Source organism: Nocardia otitidiscaviarum, from assembly GCF_007362295.1.
GTDB lineage: Bacteria > Actinomycetota > Actinomycetes > Mycobacteriales > Mycobacteriaceae > Nocardia > Nocardia otitidiscaviarum.
The window spans coordinates 3108650-3124362 of record NZ_CP041695.1; the positions used below are offsets into that span (position 1 = coordinate 3108650).

Genomic DNA, 15713 nt, shown 5'->3' on the forward strand with positions numbered 1-15713 from the left:
GGCGATCGCCGTCCGCCGGAAATGCCGGGATAACCGGCCGGGGCTGTGGCACACTCACCGGTACGTGTTGTGCAGGAGGGGGTTTCACCGTGGGCCAGCCGTCGCGGTTCTCGAATATCGAACGTCCACCGGTCTTTCCGGTCTGTCTGGTGGTGGACGTGTCCGCATCCATGCGCGGCGCGCCCATCGAGGCGGTCAACCAGGCCCTGCCCGAGCTGCGGCAGGCCATTCTGGAGGATCCGGCGACCGGTGAGATCGCTCGGATCGCGCTGGTGACCTTCTCCTCCTCCGCGCGCATCGAACTGCCGCTGGCCAACCTCTGGGAAACCGAACTGCCCCGGCTCGATACCCGGGATTCGACCGATTTCGCGGCAGGGCTGCGGACCGCCCGGACCGCGATCGAACAGGGAATTCGCGGATTGGGTCGAGGCACCCGGTTCTATCGCCCGGTGGTCTTCTTCCTCAGCGACGGTCAGCACAACGGCCGTGACTGGCTGCCGGCCTGGCGCGAACTCACCGATCGCGCAGACAAGTTCGGGGCGGAAGTGGTCGCGTTCGGGATGGGCGCTGCCGATCGGGAGGCCATCGGCCGGGTGTCGACCGGGCACGCGTATTTCGCCGACGATCCCGATCCGGTCGCGGCGGTGCGCGAGATTCTGCACAGTGTGATCGGCAGTATCCGCTCCACCTCCAGTTCGTTCGGCAGCCCGTCCGGTGGCGCGCTCATCATCGCGCCGTCACCGAATCTCACCCGGCTGCCGGAGAACATTGTCTGAGCGGCCGATCGGGCTGGTGGGACCGGACCGCGTCCGCTACGCCGAACTGGATTCGCACGCACCGCGGATCGGTGACCTCGGGCCGCTGCCCCCTCCCCGCCTCGCCGCCACCGCGACCGGCCTGGCGGGGGTACGGGCCGATGCGGGCATGCTCGCCGGGCGGTGGGTGGCCGCCGTGAGCCTGGCCGGGCAATCACATACCGCCCGGGGCGGTTCCGCACAGGATTCCTACGGCTTCACCGTCGCCCGGGACGGCAGCGCCCTGGTCCTGGCGGTGTGCGACGGCCTCGGGCAGCAGGCGGACACCGCGCAGATCGGCGCGGAACTCCTGGCCCGGCTGTGCGTGTCGGAGGTTGCCGCGCTCTCCGGTGCGGAGGTGGTCGAGCGCGGTCACGCGGCGCTGACGGGGGCCATCGGGCAGGCGGTCGCCACGCTCGAACGGTTGCGGGACACCACCCTCGGCCTCACCGCGCGCGAGCTGGCCAGCACCATGCTGCTGTGCTGGCTCCCGCTGCATCCGGGCGGCGGCCGGGACATGCTGCTGCTGCGGGTGGGCGACTGCGAGGCGTTCACGTGGTCCGACCCGGCGGGCTATCAGGTCGTCTACCCGGATGCCGATGACGGGCCGCTGAATATCGTTCGGCACACGCTGCCCTGCGACGATCCGCATCCGCTGCTCGAACCGGCGCGCTGGCCGCTGCCCGGCACCGGGCTGCTGATCCTGGCCACCGACGGGCTCGCCGGGGACCTCTTCGACTCCCCGGATGTCCGAGACTGGTTGGCACACCGCTGGTCCCGGCCCTGCGGTCCGGCGTGGATGGTGGACTCGCTGCGGTACCGGCGGCAGGGTTCGCACGACGATCGCACCGCGGTGGTGGTGTGGCTGGAACCGCTGTCGGCATGAGCGACCCGGACAGCTCCGTCGCGGGCCGGTACGGACGCTACCGGGTCGATGCGGAACCGCTCAATTCCTCCGGCGGGCAGTCGATTCTGTACACCTGCCGCGACGAGGCGAGCCACCTCAGGGTCTTCAAGCGGTACCGCACGCCGCTCACCGAACGGCGGGATATCGACACGCTGGGTGAGATCGCCGCGCGGGGAGCCCGGATCACGGCCGACGCCGAAAGCGCCGAGACCGTCGCCGCCACCGCCGAATCCTCGGTGAACTGGCCCATCGACATCATCGCCGAATCCGATGCCGTCACCGGGGTGATCCTGCCGCTCATTCCACCGCGGTTTCTCAGCGAGCACGGCAAACCGCTCACCCTGGATTTCCTGTACGTGGCCGCCGCCCGTCCACCCCGCGCGGCGGTGCGGGTCGGCGTCCTGCTGCGCGCCTGCGACATCCTCGCCTGTCTGGATGAGCTGGGCCTGGTCCACGGCGATATCTCGATGAAGAATCTGGTGTGGGACAGGCGCTCTCCGCATGCCTACCTCATCGACTGCGACGGTGTGCATCCGGCGGCGGAGGTCCGCGAGCGCGGCGTCGGCACCGCGGGTTGGCGCGATCCGCGATGGGTGGCCGGACGCATCCCCGCGCACGACCGCTACAGCGACCGTTTCGCCCTCGCCGTCATGGTCTATCGTGCGCTGCTGCTCAATCCCGGTGCGCCGGAACTCGTCGACGGCGACTGGGCCCCACCCTCCGGTATTCCGGACGACCTCCCCGCACGGCTGCGATCACTGTTCGACCGCGCGTTCCACGACCCCTTCGCGACCACGGGCCGACCGACGGCGGTCGAATGGCAGGACGCGCTGAAGGCGGTCTTCCTGACCGGCGACGGGAGCGCCTTCCGCTATCCGGCACTGCGGGCGGTGGACCGTTACGCCGATCGATTCCGTCCCCCACCGGTCCGTGCGAAACCCACTGTCCGACAACGCCCGGCCCCGGCGGCAGCGTCGACGTCCGCGACGACGCCATCCCGCGACCCCTGGCTCACGGCGAAGCTGGCGATCGCCGTCGCGATGATCCTGACCGTCTTCGCACTCGCCAACGTCGCCATCTCCGAGCCGTCCCGCCCGTCCAACCGGCCCCGCGCGACCGAGACCACCTCCGAGTGGACTCCCTTCCCCGGTGTGCACGTGGAGAAGACGGACCGTGGCGAGACGCGCATCCGCACCGACAACACCCCGTGCGACCCGGCGGCGGACAATCCCAGGGAACTGCTGTCCGGCTTCTGGCTGGTCTGCCAGTCGGACGGAACCGCACCCCCGGCATGGCGACCGTCGGTGCTCCTCCTGCGCGCCACCCCCGGCACCCTGTGCGACTCCGAAGCGGCACCGATGGCCAGGGGCCCGGACGCCCAGATCCTCCTCTGCCGCGACGGCACCTGGCAGCCACCGCGGTAACGCGGGGTGCGGTCGTTGATCAGACCTGATCGGTGGCGCGGCGGGCACGCATCGCCCGGACCCGTCCCCGGCTCGCGCACGCCGGGGACGGGCACCAGCGGCGGCGACCTGCGCTGTCGATGAACACGCCCCGGCAATCATGTTCCGGGCAGACCTTCAGCGCGGCACGTTCGATACCGGTCAGGTAGTCGACGGCTTGGCGTGCGATGCGAGCGAGCGCGTCGAGTGCGGTCGCGGGGGGCTCGCGCCGCAACCGATCGGCCACGACGAGGTGCACCGAGTCATCGTGCCCGGCAAGGAACGCGCTCAGTTCGGTGACCGCGTCGTGTGGTGGTGCCGTGCCGTCGATGGTGGCCAGCACCAGGACGCGCAGTGTCTCCCGCAGCCGGATCGCCCGGGCGAGGTCGTCGGCGGTGGGCGGTCGAGCAGGCAGTAGCTCACTGCGGTCCAGCCACTCGGCGAACCGCGCAGGCGTGTCCAGCCGCTCCACCGGGTCCGCACTGAAACTGCGGCCCTTCGTGGCGAGCAGATTCAGCCACGTGGACCCGCAGTCGAACCGAAACGCGTGCTTGTCTTCCGTCACCAGAACAGCGTAACGCTTCAAGCGTTACACGTGGTAGCGTTGTAACGCTTAACCCGTTACGAATATGTGAGGTTGCCCGACCATGACGAACACCGCTGACCTGTCCCAGCAGCTGACTCCGGCCCGGTTCGACCGCGAGGAGGGCTACCGGGTGCTGGACCTGCTACAGGACGAAGACACCCAGCACGCTGCACTGCCCGGTTTGGAGAGCTGGGTGCCCGGCTTCGCCGACTGGATCGTCACCGCACTGTTCGGTGGCACCTATCAGCGCGGGAATCTGTCGCTGCGGGATCGTCAGCTGGTCAACCTGGCCGCACTGACCGCGCTCGGCGGTGTGGACCCGCAATTGAACGGACATGTGAAAACCTCTCTGCGGGTGGGACTGTCCCGCGAGGAGATCCTCGAGGTCTTCGCGCATCTGGCTCCCTATATCGGAGTGCCCAAGGCGCTGGCCGGTCTGCGGGTGGCCACCGCAGCGCTCACCGAGGCCGAGGAGTCCACCCGGTGACCGGCACGATCCGCACCGTGCTCGGCGATATCGAGCCCGAGCACCTGGGTGTCTGCAACGCACACGATCACCTGTTCATTCGTTCACCCCAGCTGCACGGCCAAGAACTCGACGACGCCGATGCCGCACTGGCCGAATTGAATTCGTTCGCGGCGCTGGGCGGGCAGGCGGTGGTGCAGTGGACACCGTGGGGCATGGGGCCTCGCCTGGCCGACCTCCCTGAGCTGTCCCGGCGATCCGGTGTGCATCTGGTCGCCGCCACCGGGCTGCATCAGGCCAAACACTACGATCCCGCCGCATTGGCGGCCGTCCACGACGATCTCGCCGAGCTGTTCGTACACGAGCTCACCGCGGCACCGGTACGTGCGGGACTCATCAAGGTGGCCGGAGCCTTTCACCACATCGACGAACACGCCCGACACGTCTTTGCCGCCGCGGCGACCGCCCACCACGCGACCGGGGCGCCGATCGGTGTCCACCTCGAGGGCGGCACCGCAGCTCTGGCCGTGCTCGATGAACTCGCCGGAACCCACGATGTGGCGCCGCAGCGCGTCATCCTCGGCCATCTGCACCGGTTCCCGGACCGCGCGATTCACCGGCAGATCGCCGCCGCCGGCGCATTCGTCGGGTTCGAAGGACCTTCCCGGGCGCACCACGCCGTCGACTGGCACCTTCTCGACAACATCGCAGCCCTGGTCGACAGCGGGCATGCCGACCGGATCCTGCTCGGCGGAGACACCGTCACCGCCTCGGCGCGCTCCAACGCCGACGGCCCCGGGATGGCCTTCCTGCTCGATACCCTGCGGTCCCGCGTCGAGAACGAACTCGGGTCCGACATCGCCACCGCCGCTTTCGTCACCAACCCCGCCAACGCGTTCAGCACGCACTGGAGATCACACGTCCGCGAACAGCGAGACCACGTGCGATAGCGGTGGCCACGACAGCGACTCCGCTGGTTACTCACCGCCCGTCGCGCAGCTCCGCGATCGCTTCCGCCGCTGCCTCGTTCACCGAGGCCAGCATGTCGCGCAGCAGACGCAGTTCGGCGTCGCCGTACTCGGCCAGTCGAGCCCCGACCGCCGCGCCCATGCCCTGGAACAGTGGTGAGACCAGCTCGGTCGCGCGGGCGGCGTCCAGTTCCACCAGGACGCGGCGGCGGTCGGCGGTGTCGCGGCGGCGGTGGACATAGCCCGCGGTCTCCAGGCGGTCGAGCATGGCGGTCACCGCTCCGCCACGGGTGATGCCGATGCGGGCGGCCAGTTCGCCGGGGGTGCGCGGGCCTTCGAGGCTGAGTACGTTCAGGCAGCTCAGGTCGGCGGCGGTGATGCCGAGGCGGGCGGCGACCGCGGTGTGGAAGGTGACCGTGCGGACGGCCTGAATGCGGAACTCGGCCTGTAGCGAGTTCAGGGCCGAACTCCGGGTGTTCCCGGATCCCATAGCGTGCTGCTCCTTCCTAATCTCTCTATTGCAGAGAGACTCTGATACCGAGAGTACCGGGTGAAGGGAAGTACGATCATGACGTTCAAACGCACCATCTGGCTGTGGGTGCTGGTGATCTTCGTGAGCATCCAGTTCGGCGGCGGGCTGTACGAGAAGCTCGCGGTCATACCGCTGTGGGCGGAGGCTCCGCCCGAACAGGTACTCGCCACCATGCAAACCTCCGGATTCCACAAGGCGGGGCGCGCCTTCTGGCCGTTCGTCTCCCCGGTGGTGGCACTGCTGTCGCTGATCTGCCTGTTCGTCGCGCGCCGCGCCGCGACCCCGCTGCGGAACTGGTGGCTGGCGGGAGCCGCGATCATGACGCTGTCGTCGATCTCGACCTACGCCTACTTCGCCACCCAGATGCTGGTGTTCCAGAACGGCGGCGACGACTGGGACGCCGACCGCGTCGAATCGTTCGTCGGACTGTGGACGACGCTGAACTATCCGCGCATGGTGCTCGCCGCCGTCGGTTGGCTCTGCCTGCTGCGCGCGCTGTCGCTGTCGGGTGTCGCGGGAGCCGGGGACCGGCGGCCACTCTCGGCCACCGCCGCATGACGCAATATCGCCAACTCGAGATTCGCAGGTTTCGCAGACACGTTTCGATGGAACCTATGAACTATCGCATCACTGATCGCGGGGCGGCGCGTTCATCGAGGCATTCGTGTCACGTGACGGGCGATGCGTACTCGAGCGTCCGTAGAAGGAGGACACGGTGCGAGAATTGGTGTTGGATCCTGGGCCCAATGGGCAGGCGCACGACAACTGGAATGAAGCCATGAATGCCGACGACGACGGGCAGGAATCGTTTATGCGGGTCAACCGCCTGTAACGTCCGTTTGCAATCGCATAATCGAATACCGAAACGCCCCCGGAAAAATCCGGGGGCGTTGTTTGTGCCCGCAGGCCCATTGCGGATATCCCGAATGCGCAATGGCATTGAGTGCAGACATGCACGCGCTGCCTCATCCGTGCAGGTACTGCACCAGATGTTCGCGCTCGGTCTCCAGTTCGGCGATCTGACTCTTCACCACATCGCCGATGCTGACGATGCCGATCATGCGGCCGTCGCGCACCACGGGTAGATGGCGGATGCGGTGCTCGGTCATCCGGGCATTGAGGGTTTCGACGCGGTCTTCCGGACAGCAGGTGTGGACGACGTCGGTCATGATTTCCGAGACCGGCCGCCCGAGGACGACGGCGCCGTGCCGGTGCAGGGCACGTACCACGTCGCGCTCGGAGACAATACCGACCATATAGGACGCATCCGGCGAAACCACCACTGCGCCAACATTGTTGGTGGCGAGGATTTCAAGCAGTGCGTGCACCGTGGCATCGGGTGCGATCGTGACTACATCGGAACCTTTCCTGCGCAGGATCTCGGAAATTCGCATACTGTCCACCACCCAGTGAATTCGACGTCGATGCCTCCAGGATCTCGCGATTCACCGCCCGTGACCAGCAACGATTGCGATTCGACCGTTAATGCGGATGTTGAACGAACCGGGCGGGACTCAAGGTGTCCGTGTTGCGAAGATTTTCCGGCGACGCGCGGACCGAAAGCGTCAAGCTGCCGCGCGGAGCGACCCGCGGCACGTACCATGCCGAACGTGGCCGAAGCGAAACGTCCCGCCGCGCTGCGGGTGCTCGTGTACAGCAACGACGCCGACACCCGGAGCCAGATCATGCTGGCCCTGGGTCGAAAGCCGCGTCCCGACCTGGAGCAGTTCGACTACCTCGAGGTGGCGACCGCGCCGGTGGTGATCGAGCGCCTGGACGCCGGTGCGGTCGATATCGCCATCCTGGACGGCGAGGCCCAGCCCGCCGGCGGACTCGGGTTGGCGAAGCAGCTCAAGGACGAAATCGCCGACTGCCCACCGCTGGTCGTGATCACCGGTCGCCCCGACGATGTCTGGCTGGCGAACTGGTCCCGCGCGGACGCGGCGGTGTCGCATCCGATCGATCCGATCCGGCTGACCGACGCCGTCGTCGGGGTACTGCGCAACCGGACGGCCGCGTAGCCCACCCCGTCACGTGACGTTCGCCCATTGCGTCCGATTGGTCATGAATGGGCGTTCTGAATTCGATCAAACGCCGCGCCGAAAATTGCTGCATCCCGACGTCCGAGTTGTAGGCTGTGCCGTAGCTCACATGGGTGCGAGCCGAGGTATCAGTCCGATTCGGTATTAATCCGCCGTGCCAGGTCCCGACCGCCCGCATCCCCGGCGAGTGCCTGAGGGGCGAGACTGGCCCGGCATGACGACGAAGTCAGCCCGCCTCGGCAGCATGCCGTCCGAATGCGTCCAGCTCGCAAGGAGGGGTAGTGCGGTTGTGAATATCGAGGTGCCGACTCTTGTTCTCGGTGCGATCGCCGCGGCGTTCGCACTGTTCTCGCTAGCTCTCGCGGCCCTCATCGGCCCCAAGCGCTACAACCGGGCCAAGCTCGAACCCTACGAGTGCGGTATCGAACCGACGCCGCACGCCATCGCCGGTGGTCCGGGAAACGCTGCTGGACAACGCTTTCCGGTGAAGTACTACCTCACCGCGATGCTGTTCATCATCTTCGACATCGAGATCGTGTTCCTGTACCCGTGGGCGGTGCACTTCGACTCGCTGGGCCTGTTCGGGCTGGCGGCGATGGCGCTGTTCATCTTCAACGTCTCGGTGGCCTACGCCTACGAGTGGCGACGCGGCGGACTCAGTTGGGACTGATTCGCGTGCGACAGGGCTGAATCGAACGACGGCTGACGGGAATTCCGATCAGCGCCGGTGCGCCCGCACGCGGGGTCCGGCGCGAGAAGTCTGGAGAAGAATCCGAAATGGGTCTCGAGGAGAAGCTGCCCAGCGGGTTTCTGCTGAGCACGGTCGAGGATATGGCGGGCTACCTGCGCAAGGGCTCACTGTGGCCCGCCACCTTCGGCCTGGCGTGCTGTGCGATCGAGATGATGGCCACCGGCGGCGGGCGATTCGACATCGCCCGCTTCGGCATGGAGGCGTTCCGCGCCTCGCCGCGCCAGGCCGATCTCATGATCGTGGCGGGACGGGTGAGCCAGAAGATGGCCCCCGTCCTGCGTCAGGTCTACGACCAGATGACCGAACCGAAATGGGTGCTGGCCATGGGCGTTTGCGCCTCGTCCGGCGGCATGTTCAACAACTACGCCATCGTGCAGGGCGTCGACCACGTGGTGCCGGTCGACATCTACCTGCCCGGCTGCCCCCCGCGGCCGGAGATGCTGTTGAACGCCATCCTGAAACTGCACGAGAAGATTCAGGAGGCTCCGCTCGGCGTTAATCGCGAGGAAGCGATCAAGGCCGCCGAGGCCGCCGCCCTGGCCTCCACCCCGACCATTCAGATGAGGGGTCTACTGCGATGACCTTCGATTCACCCAGTAGGACCGAGAGTCCCCCGGAGGCGGCCGTGGACGAACGCAAGCACGGCGAATCGAACGAACCGATCGAACCACCGAGCATGGCGGGTCCGATCCAGGACGAAACCGAGAACGACAACGGCACAGCGGAATCCGGACCCGCACCCGATGAGATCATCGGCGTGCGGCGCGGCATGTTCGGGGTCTCCGGCACCGGCGACACCTCCGGCTACGGCCGCCTGGTGCGCACCGTCACGCTGCCCGGCGGCACCGAACCGCCCTACGGCGGCTACTTCGACGGACTCGTCGCCACCCTGCGCGCCGCGCTCGGAGCGGAGTTCGAGGCAGCCGTGGAGAAGATCGTGGTCTTCCGCGGCGAACTCACCCTGCACGTACGCCGCGAACATCTGGTCGCGGTCGCCCGCACCCTGCGCGACGATCCGGCGCTGCGGTTCGAGCTGTGCCTGGGCGTGAGCGGCGTGCACTATCCCGACGACCAGGATCGCGAGCTGCACGCGGTCTACCAGCTCAACTCCATCACCCACAATCGCCGTCTGCGGGTGGAGGTTTCGGCGCCCGACGCCGACCCGCACATCCCCTCGCTCTATGCCGTCTACCCCACCACGGACTGGCACGAGCGGGAGACCTACGACTTCTTCGGCATCCTGTTCGACGGTCATCCCTCGCTGACCCGCATCTCCATGCCCGACGACTGGCGCGGGCATCCGCAGCGCAAGGACTACCCGCTCGGCGGAATTCCGGTCGAGTACAAGGGCGCGCGCATCCCGCCGCCCGACGAGCGGAGGGCTTACTCCTGATGAACGACATCGACACCCGGCGCACAGGTTCAGGTGCGCCGGAAACACCCGTCTCACCGCACGATCCGAAGCCGGAACGCGCCGTGACGGTGGTCGGCAACGACTGGGACGAGATCTCCGCCGCGCTCGACGGTGTCGCCGAGGAGCGCATCGTCGTCAATATGGGTCCCCAGCACCCCTCCACACACGGGGTGCTGCGGCTCATCCTGGAGATCGAGGGCGAGACCGTCACCGAGGCCCGGTGCGGAATCGGCTACCTGCACACCGGCATCGAGAAGAATCTCGAGTACCGGCCGTGGGTGCAGGGCGTCACCTTCGTCACCCGCATGGACTATCTGTCGCCGTTCTTCAACGAGACGGCGTACTGCCTGGCGCTGGAGAAGCTGCTCGACATCACCGACGACATTCCCGAGCGCGCCAGCGTGGTGCGGGTCATGCTCATGGAGCTCAACCGCATCTCCTCACATCTGGTGGCGCTGGCCACCGGCGGCATGGAGCTGGGAGCGCTCACCCCGATGCTGTTCGGCTTCCGGGAGCGTGAACTCATCCTCGACGTGTTCGAGACCATCACCGGTCTGCGGATGAACCACGCCTACATCCGCCCCGGCGGCCTGGCGCAGGATCTGCCGGAAGACGGCGTCACCAAGGTGCGCGAACTGCTGGCCATCATGCCGAAACGCCTGCGGGATCTGGAACTGCTGCTCAACGAGAACCCGATCTGGAAGGCCCGCACCCGCAATGTCGGGTACCTGGATCTCACCGGCTGCATGGCGCTGGGCATCACCGGTCCGGTGCTGCGCTCGACCGGCCTGCCGCACGATCTGCGCAAGTCCCAGCCGTACTGCGGCTACGAGGACTACGAATTCGATGTCATGACCGATACCGGCTGTGACTGCTACGGGCGCTACCTGATTCGCGTCAACGAGATGAAGGAATCGCTCAAGATCGTCGAGCAGTGCCTCGACAAGCTGCGGCCCGGCCCGGTGATGGTGAGCGACAAGAAGGTGGCCTGGCCCGCGGACCTGGCGCTGGGTCCGGACGGACTCGGCAACTCGCCGCAGCACATCGGCAAGATCATGGGCACCTCCATGGAGGCGCTGATCCACCACTTCAAGATCGTGACCGAGGGTATCCGGGTGCCGGCCGGTCAGGTCTACACGGCGGTGGAATCCCCGCGCGGTGAACTCGGCGTGCACATGGTCAGCGACGGCGGCACCCGCCCGTACCGGGTGCACTACCGCGATCCCTCGTTCACGAATCTGCAAGCGGTGGCGGCGATGTGCGAGGGCGGCATGGTCGCCGACGTCATCGCCGCGGTGGCGAGTATCGACCCGGTGATGGGAGGCGTGGACCGATGACCGAGATACTGCTCAACCTGACCACCAGGCCGATTCCCTACCCGCAGCAGGTGCACGACCGCCTGGAGGTGGAGGCCCGGGAGATCATCGCGCGCTACCCGCATCCGCGATCCGCGCTGCTGCCGCTGCTGCACCTGGTGCAGTCGGTGGAGGGCTACGTCTCCGGCACCGGCATCGAATTCTGCGCCGGGCAGCTGGGATTGACCGATGCCGAGGTGACCGCGGTCGCCACCTTCTACTCCATGTACCGGCGCACACCCACCGGCGACTACCACGTGGGCGTGTGCACCAATACGCTGTGCGCGGTCATGGGCGGCGACGAGATCCTCGCGACGCTGAAGGAGCATCTGGGAATCCGGCACGGCGAGACCACCGCCGACGGCGCGGTGACGCTCGAACACATCGAGTGCAACGCGGCCTGCGACTACGCGCCCGTCATGATGGTGAACTGGGAGTTCTTCGACAACCAGACGCCGGAATCGGCACGGGCGCTGGTCGACGCGCTGCGGCGCGGCGACCAGGTCACCGGCACCCGCAGCGGCGCACCGCTGTGCACCTTCCGCGAAACCGCCCGCATCCTCGCCGGCTATCCGGATCAGCGCCCCGGAGCCAACGACGGCGCTCCCGGACCGGCAACCCTCGCGGGTTTGCATGCGGTGCAAGAAAATCCGACCGACGGAGGCGCTCAGTGACGACATTGACGCCGGTGCTCACCCGGCACTGGGCCGAGCCCGAGTCGTGGACCCTGAAGTCCTATCGCCGCCAGGAGGGCTACCGGGCCCTGCCCAAGGCGCTGAAGATGCATCCGGACGAGGTGATCGCCACCGTCAAGGACGCGGGGCTGCGCGGCCGCGGCGGCGCGGGCTTCCCCACCGGCATGAAGTGGGGCTTCATCCCGCAGGGCCCCGGCCCGGACGGCATCGAGAAGCCGCACTACCTGGTCGTCAACGCCGACGAGTCGGAACCGGGCACCTGCAAGGACATTCCGCTCATGATGGCCAGCCCGCACCTGCTGGTCGAAGGCGTCATCATCGCCGCCTACGCGATTCGCGCCTCGCACGCCTTCATCTATCTGCGCGGTGAAGTGCTGCCGGTGCTGCGGCGCTTGCAGACCGCCGTGGACGAGGCGTACGCGGCGGGCTATATCGGCCGCAATATCCTCGGCTCGGGGTACGACCTGGAGATCGTCGTTCACGCCGGAGCGGGCGCGTACATCTGCGGTGAGGAGACCGCACTGCTGGACTCCCTGGAGGGTCGGCGCGGGCAGCCGCGCCTGCGCCCGCCGTTCCCCGCGGTGGCCGGGCTCTACGCCTGCCCGACGGTGGTCAACAACGTCGAGTCCATCGCGTCGGTGCCCAGTATCCTCGCCCGTGGCGTCGAGTGGTTCCGGTCCTTCGGCACCGAGAAGTCGCCGGGCACCACCATCTACTCGCTCTCCGGTCACGTGACGCGACCGGGGCAGTATGAAGCGCCCCTGGGAATCACCCTGCGGGAGTTGCTGTCCTACGCGGGCGGCGTCCGTGCGGGCCACACGCTGAAATTCTGGACACCCGGCGGCTCCTCCACTCCCCTGTTCACCGCCGAACATCTCGACGTCGCACTGGATTACGAGGGTGTCGCCGCCGCGGGCTCCATGCTCGGCACCAAGGCGCTGCAAATCTTCGACGACACCACCTGTGTGGTGCGGGCGGTGCTGCGCTGGACCGAGTTCTACGCCCACGAATCCTGCGGCAAGTGCACACCGTGCCGCGAGGGCACGTACTGGCTGGTGCAGCTGCTGCAACGCCTGGAAAGCGGTCAGGGGCACAGCACCGATCTCGACAAGCTGGCCGATATCGCCGACAACATCAACGGCAAATCCTTCTGTGCCCTCGGCGACGGCGCCGCCAGCCCCATCTTCTCCTCGCTGAAGTACTTCCGCGACGAATACGCCGACCACATCCGGTACGGCGCATGTCCTTTCGACCCGTCCCGGACCACCGTCTGGGCGGATACGGCTGAAGGAGCGCGATGACCGCGACAGTCAGCAGCAACGACAGCGACACCGCACCCGCCGATCTGGTGAGCGTCACCATCGACGGCACCACTGTCAGCGTGCCCGCGGGCACCCTGGTGATCCGGGCGGCCGAGCTGATCGGCATTCAGATCCCGCGCTTCTGCGACCACCCGCTGCTCGAGCCGGTGGGCGCGTGCCGCCAGTGCATCGTCGAGGTCGAGGGACAGCGCAAACCCGTCGCCTCCTGCACCATGGCGGTCGCCGACGGCATGGTGGTGCACACGCAGCTCTCCTCGCCGGTGGCCGCCAAGGCACAGGAGGGCGTGATGGAGCTGCTGCTCATCAACCATCCGCTGGACTGCCCGGTCTGCGACAAGGGCGGTGAATGCCCGTTGCAGAACCAGGCCATGTCCAACGGCCGCGCGGAGTCCCGCTTCGAGGGCGAGAAGCGCACCTACCCCAAGCCGATTCCGCTGTCCTCGGCCATTCTGCTGGACCGGGAGCGGTGTGTGCTGTGCGCCCGCTGCACCCGCTTCGCGCAGCAGGTGGCCGGTGATCCGTTCATCGAACTCATGGAACGCGGTGCGGTGGAACAGGTCGGCATCGCCCAGGGCGAGAGCTTCGACTCCTACTTCTCCGGTAACACCGTGCAGATCTGCCCGGTGGGCGCGCTCACCGGCAGCACCTACCGGTTCCGCGCGCGACCCTTCGACCTGGTCTCGAGTCCGGCGGTGTGCGAGCACTGCGCCTCCGGCTGCGCCCAGCGCACCGACCATCGGCGCGGCAAGGTCATGCGTCGCCTGGCCGGTGACGATCCGCAGGTGAACGAGGAATGGAACTGCGACAAGGGCCGTTTCGCCTTCCAGTACGCCACCGAACGGGACCGGCTCACCACCCCGATGGTGCGCGGCTGGGACGGTCGGCTCGCCCCCGCCTCCTGGTCGGAGGCGCTGGCCGCCGCGGCCGCCGGCATGGCCGGGGCGCACGGCAATGCCGCGGTGCTGGTGGGCGGACGCGTCACCCTCGAGGACGCCTACGCGTACTCGAAGTTCGCGCGCGTCGTGCTGGGCACCAATGACATCGACTTCCGCTCCCGCGACCACTCCGCCGAGGAGGCCGACTTCCTGGCGGCCCGCGTCGCCGGACAGGGCATCAGCGTCGACTACGGTGCGCTGGAGCAGGCTCCGGCGGTGCTGCTGGTCGGATTCGAGCCGGAAGAGGAATCGCCGATCGTGTACCTGCGGCTGCGCAAGGCGGCCCGCAAGAACGGCACGGCGGTCTTCGGCCTCGCTCCCTTCCTGACCCCGGGGCTGGAGAAGATGTCCGGCACGCTGGTGCCCGCGTCCCCCGGCGCCGAACCGCACATCCTGGAGGCGCTGCGCGGCGGCGACACCGTCGGACTCGTCGATCCCGCTGTCGCACAGCGCATCACGGACCTGCTGCGGCGGCCGGGCGCGGTGATCATGGTGGGTGAGCGACTGGCCGGAGCCTCCGGCGGACTCTCCGCCGCCACCCGGCTGGCCGAGGAGACCGGGGCGGCCCTGGCCTGGGTGCCGCGCCGCGCGGGCGAGCGCGGCGCGATCGAGGCCGGAGCCCTGCCGGTACTGCTGCCCGGCGGCCGACCGGTCGCCGATCCGCAGGCCCGACACGAGGTGCGCGACGCCTGGAACATCGACGACCTCCCGGCCGCCCCCGGCCGCGACACCGCCGGAATCCTCGCCGCCGCACCGACACTCGGCGCGCTGGTGGTCGGCGGGGTGGAGGTCGGCGACCTGCCCGATCCGCACGCCGCGCTGGCCGCCATCGACTCCGCCCGCTTCGTGATCAGCCTGGAACTGCGGCACAGCGATATCACCGGCCGCGCCGACGTGGTGTTCCCCGTGGCCTCCGCCATGGAGAAGGCCGGTACCTTCCTCACCTGGGAGGGCCGCCACCGGCCGTTCGAGGCCGCACTGCGCGACGCCACCGTGCGCCGCGAGGCGGCCCCGCTGCCCGAGCACCGGGTGCTGAATGCCATTGCGGCGGAACTGGGTATCGATCTCGGCGTACCCGATACCGCCCACGCCCGCGCCGAACTCGCCGATCTCGGCGTCTGGTCCGGACCGGCCGCCGCGGCCCCCGTACACCGGCCGCATCCGATACCGCAGCCCTCCTCCGGCACCGCCGTCCTGGCGGGCTGGCGCATGCTCGTCGACCGGGGTCGCCTCCAGGACGGCGAACCCAATCTGGCCGGGACCGCCCGCACCCCCGTGGTGCGCCTGTCCCCGCACACCGCCGCCGAGATCGGTGCCACCACCGGCGATCCGGTCACCGTCGGCACCGACCACGGCCACATCACCCTCCCGCTGGTGATCACCGAAATGCCGGATCGCGTGGTGTGGCTGCCCATGAACTCGCCCGGGTCCGATGTGCTCGTGCAACTCGGCACGACACCCGGCCACCTGGTGCGCATCCGACGGGAGGACCACCGTGAGTGAC

17 protein-coding genes are annotated in these 15713 nt (G+C 68.2%); 14 read left to right on the plus strand and 3 right to left on the minus strand.

The features are described 5' to 3' along the window. Window positions 1–89: 89 nt before the first annotated feature. The 3 genes from FOH10_RS13680 to FOH10_RS13690 are packed head-to-tail and all read left to right on the plus strand — an operon-like array spanning window position 90 to window position 3125. Complete coding sequence (locus FOH10_RS13680) at window positions 90–776, plus strand: vWA domain-containing protein (protein ID WP_052372987.1); 687 nt, start codon at window positions 90–92, stop codon at window positions 774–776. Beyond that, window positions 769–1680: a protein phosphatase 2C domain-containing protein gene (locus tag FOH10_RS13685; RefSeq protein ID WP_143980984.1), complete on the plus strand. Its 912-nt coding sequence runs from the start codon at window positions 769–771 to the stop codon at window positions 1678–1680. The genes FOH10_RS13680 and FOH10_RS13685 overlap by 8 nt, the downstream gene beginning before the upstream one ends. Further along, window positions 1656–3125, plus strand: a complete 1470-nt coding sequence (locus FOH10_RS13690) for a hypothetical protein (protein ID WP_143980985.1) — start codon at window positions 1656–1658, stop codon at window positions 3123–3125. Before FOH10_RS13685 ends, FOH10_RS13690 begins: the two co-directional genes overlap by 25 nt. Window positions 3126–3144: 19 nt before the next feature. Here the strand turns inward: FOH10_RS13690 and FOH10_RS13695 are convergent, their stop codons facing one another. After that, window positions 3145–3708: a CGNR zinc finger domain-containing protein gene (locus FOH10_RS13695; protein WP_221937968.1), complete on the minus strand. Its 564-nt coding sequence runs from the start codon at window positions 3706–3708 to the stop codon at window positions 3145–3147. An 82-nt stretch (window positions 3709–3790) separates the two neighbouring features. Here FOH10_RS13695 and FOH10_RS13700 point away from each other — a divergent pair, with 82 nt between their 5' ends. Both FOH10_RS13700 and FOH10_RS13705 read left to right on the plus strand, forming a co-directional pair. Next, window positions 3791–4216 (plus strand): carboxymuconolactone decarboxylase family protein, encoded by a 426-nt coding sequence (locus FOH10_RS13700; protein ID WP_143980986.1) that lies wholly within the window; start codon window positions 3791–3793, stop codon window positions 4214–4216. Continuing rightward, on the plus strand, window positions 4213–5145 hold the full coding sequence (locus tag FOH10_RS13705) for a phosphotriesterase family protein (RefSeq protein ID WP_143980987.1): 933 nt from the start codon (window positions 4213–4215) through the stop codon (window positions 5143–5145). The genes FOH10_RS13700 and FOH10_RS13705 overlap by 4 nt, the downstream gene beginning before the upstream one ends. A gap of 31 nt (window positions 5146–5176) precedes the next feature. On the opposite strand, the gene FOH10_RS13710 is transcribed toward FOH10_RS13705, so the two are convergent. Further along, window positions 5177–5653, minus strand: a complete 477-nt coding sequence (locus tag FOH10_RS13710) for a MarR family winged helix-turn-helix transcriptional regulator (protein ID WP_143980988.1) — start codon at window positions 5651–5653, stop codon at window positions 5177–5179. A 78-nt stretch (window positions 5654–5731) separates the two neighbouring features. Between FOH10_RS13710 and FOH10_RS13715 the strand changes: the two genes are divergently transcribed. Further along, window positions 5732–6253 carry a DUF1772 domain-containing protein gene (locus FOH10_RS13715; RefSeq protein ID WP_143980989.1) on the plus strand — a complete coding sequence of 174 codons (522 nt, stop codon included), beginning with the start codon at window positions 5732–5734 and terminating at the stop codon, window positions 6251–6253. A 407-nt stretch (window positions 6254–6660) separates the two neighbouring features. On the opposite strand, the gene FOH10_RS13720 is transcribed toward FOH10_RS13715, so the two are convergent. Next, window positions 6661–7089 (minus strand): CBS domain-containing protein, encoded by a 429-nt coding sequence (locus FOH10_RS13720; RefSeq protein ID WP_143984078.1) that lies wholly within the window; start codon window positions 7087–7089, stop codon window positions 6661–6663. Between the two features lie 207 nt (window positions 7090–7296). Here FOH10_RS13720 and FOH10_RS13725 point away from each other — a divergent pair, with 207 nt between their 5' ends. The 8 genes from FOH10_RS13725 (at window position 7297) to FOH10_RS13760 (ending at window position 15712) form a co-directional block, all read left to right on the plus strand. Then, on the plus strand, window positions 7297–7716 hold the full coding sequence (locus tag FOH10_RS13725) for an Rv3143 family two-component system response regulator (protein WP_039813852.1): 420 nt from the start codon (window positions 7297–7299) through the stop codon (window positions 7714–7716). Window positions 7717–8026: 310 nt separating this feature from the next. Beyond that, window positions 8027–8407, plus strand: a complete 381-nt coding sequence (locus FOH10_RS13730) for an NADH-quinone oxidoreductase subunit A (RefSeq protein ID WP_029927524.1) — start codon at window positions 8027–8029, stop codon at window positions 8405–8407. Window positions 8408–8514: 107 nt separating this feature from the next. Then, a complete protein-coding gene (locus FOH10_RS13735; protein ID WP_029927522.1) occupies window positions 8515–9069 on the plus strand; it encodes a NuoB/complex I 20 kDa subunit family protein in 555 nt (184 codons plus the stop codon). Between the two features lie 95 nt (window positions 9070–9164). After that, window positions 9165–9881, plus strand: a complete 717-nt coding sequence (locus tag FOH10_RS13740; RefSeq protein WP_051037225.1) for an NADH-quinone oxidoreductase subunit C — start codon at window positions 9165–9167, stop codon at window positions 9879–9881. Continuing rightward, entirely contained in the window at window positions 9881–11239 is a 1359-nt protein-coding gene (nuoD, locus tag FOH10_RS13745; protein ID WP_143980990.1) for an NADH dehydrogenase (quinone) subunit D, read from the plus strand. The genes FOH10_RS13740 and nuoD overlap by 1 nt, the downstream gene beginning before the upstream one ends. Then, entirely contained in the window at window positions 11236–11931 is a 696-nt protein-coding gene (gene nuoE, locus FOH10_RS13750; protein ID WP_029927518.1) for an NADH-quinone oxidoreductase subunit NuoE, read from the plus strand. The genes nuoD and nuoE overlap by 4 nt, the downstream gene beginning before the upstream one ends. Beyond that, on the plus strand, window positions 11928–13253 hold the full coding sequence (nuoF, locus tag FOH10_RS13755; RefSeq protein ID WP_143980991.1) for an NADH-quinone oxidoreductase subunit NuoF: 1326 nt from the start codon (window positions 11928–11930) through the stop codon (window positions 13251–13253). Before nuoE ends, nuoF begins: the two co-directional genes overlap by 4 nt. After that, entirely contained in the window at window positions 13250–15712 is a 2463-nt protein-coding gene (locus tag FOH10_RS13760; protein ID WP_143980992.1) for an NADH-quinone oxidoreductase subunit G, read from the plus strand. The genes nuoF and FOH10_RS13760 overlap by 4 nt, the downstream gene beginning before the upstream one ends. The last annotated feature ends 1 nt before the right edge of the window (window position 15713 follow it).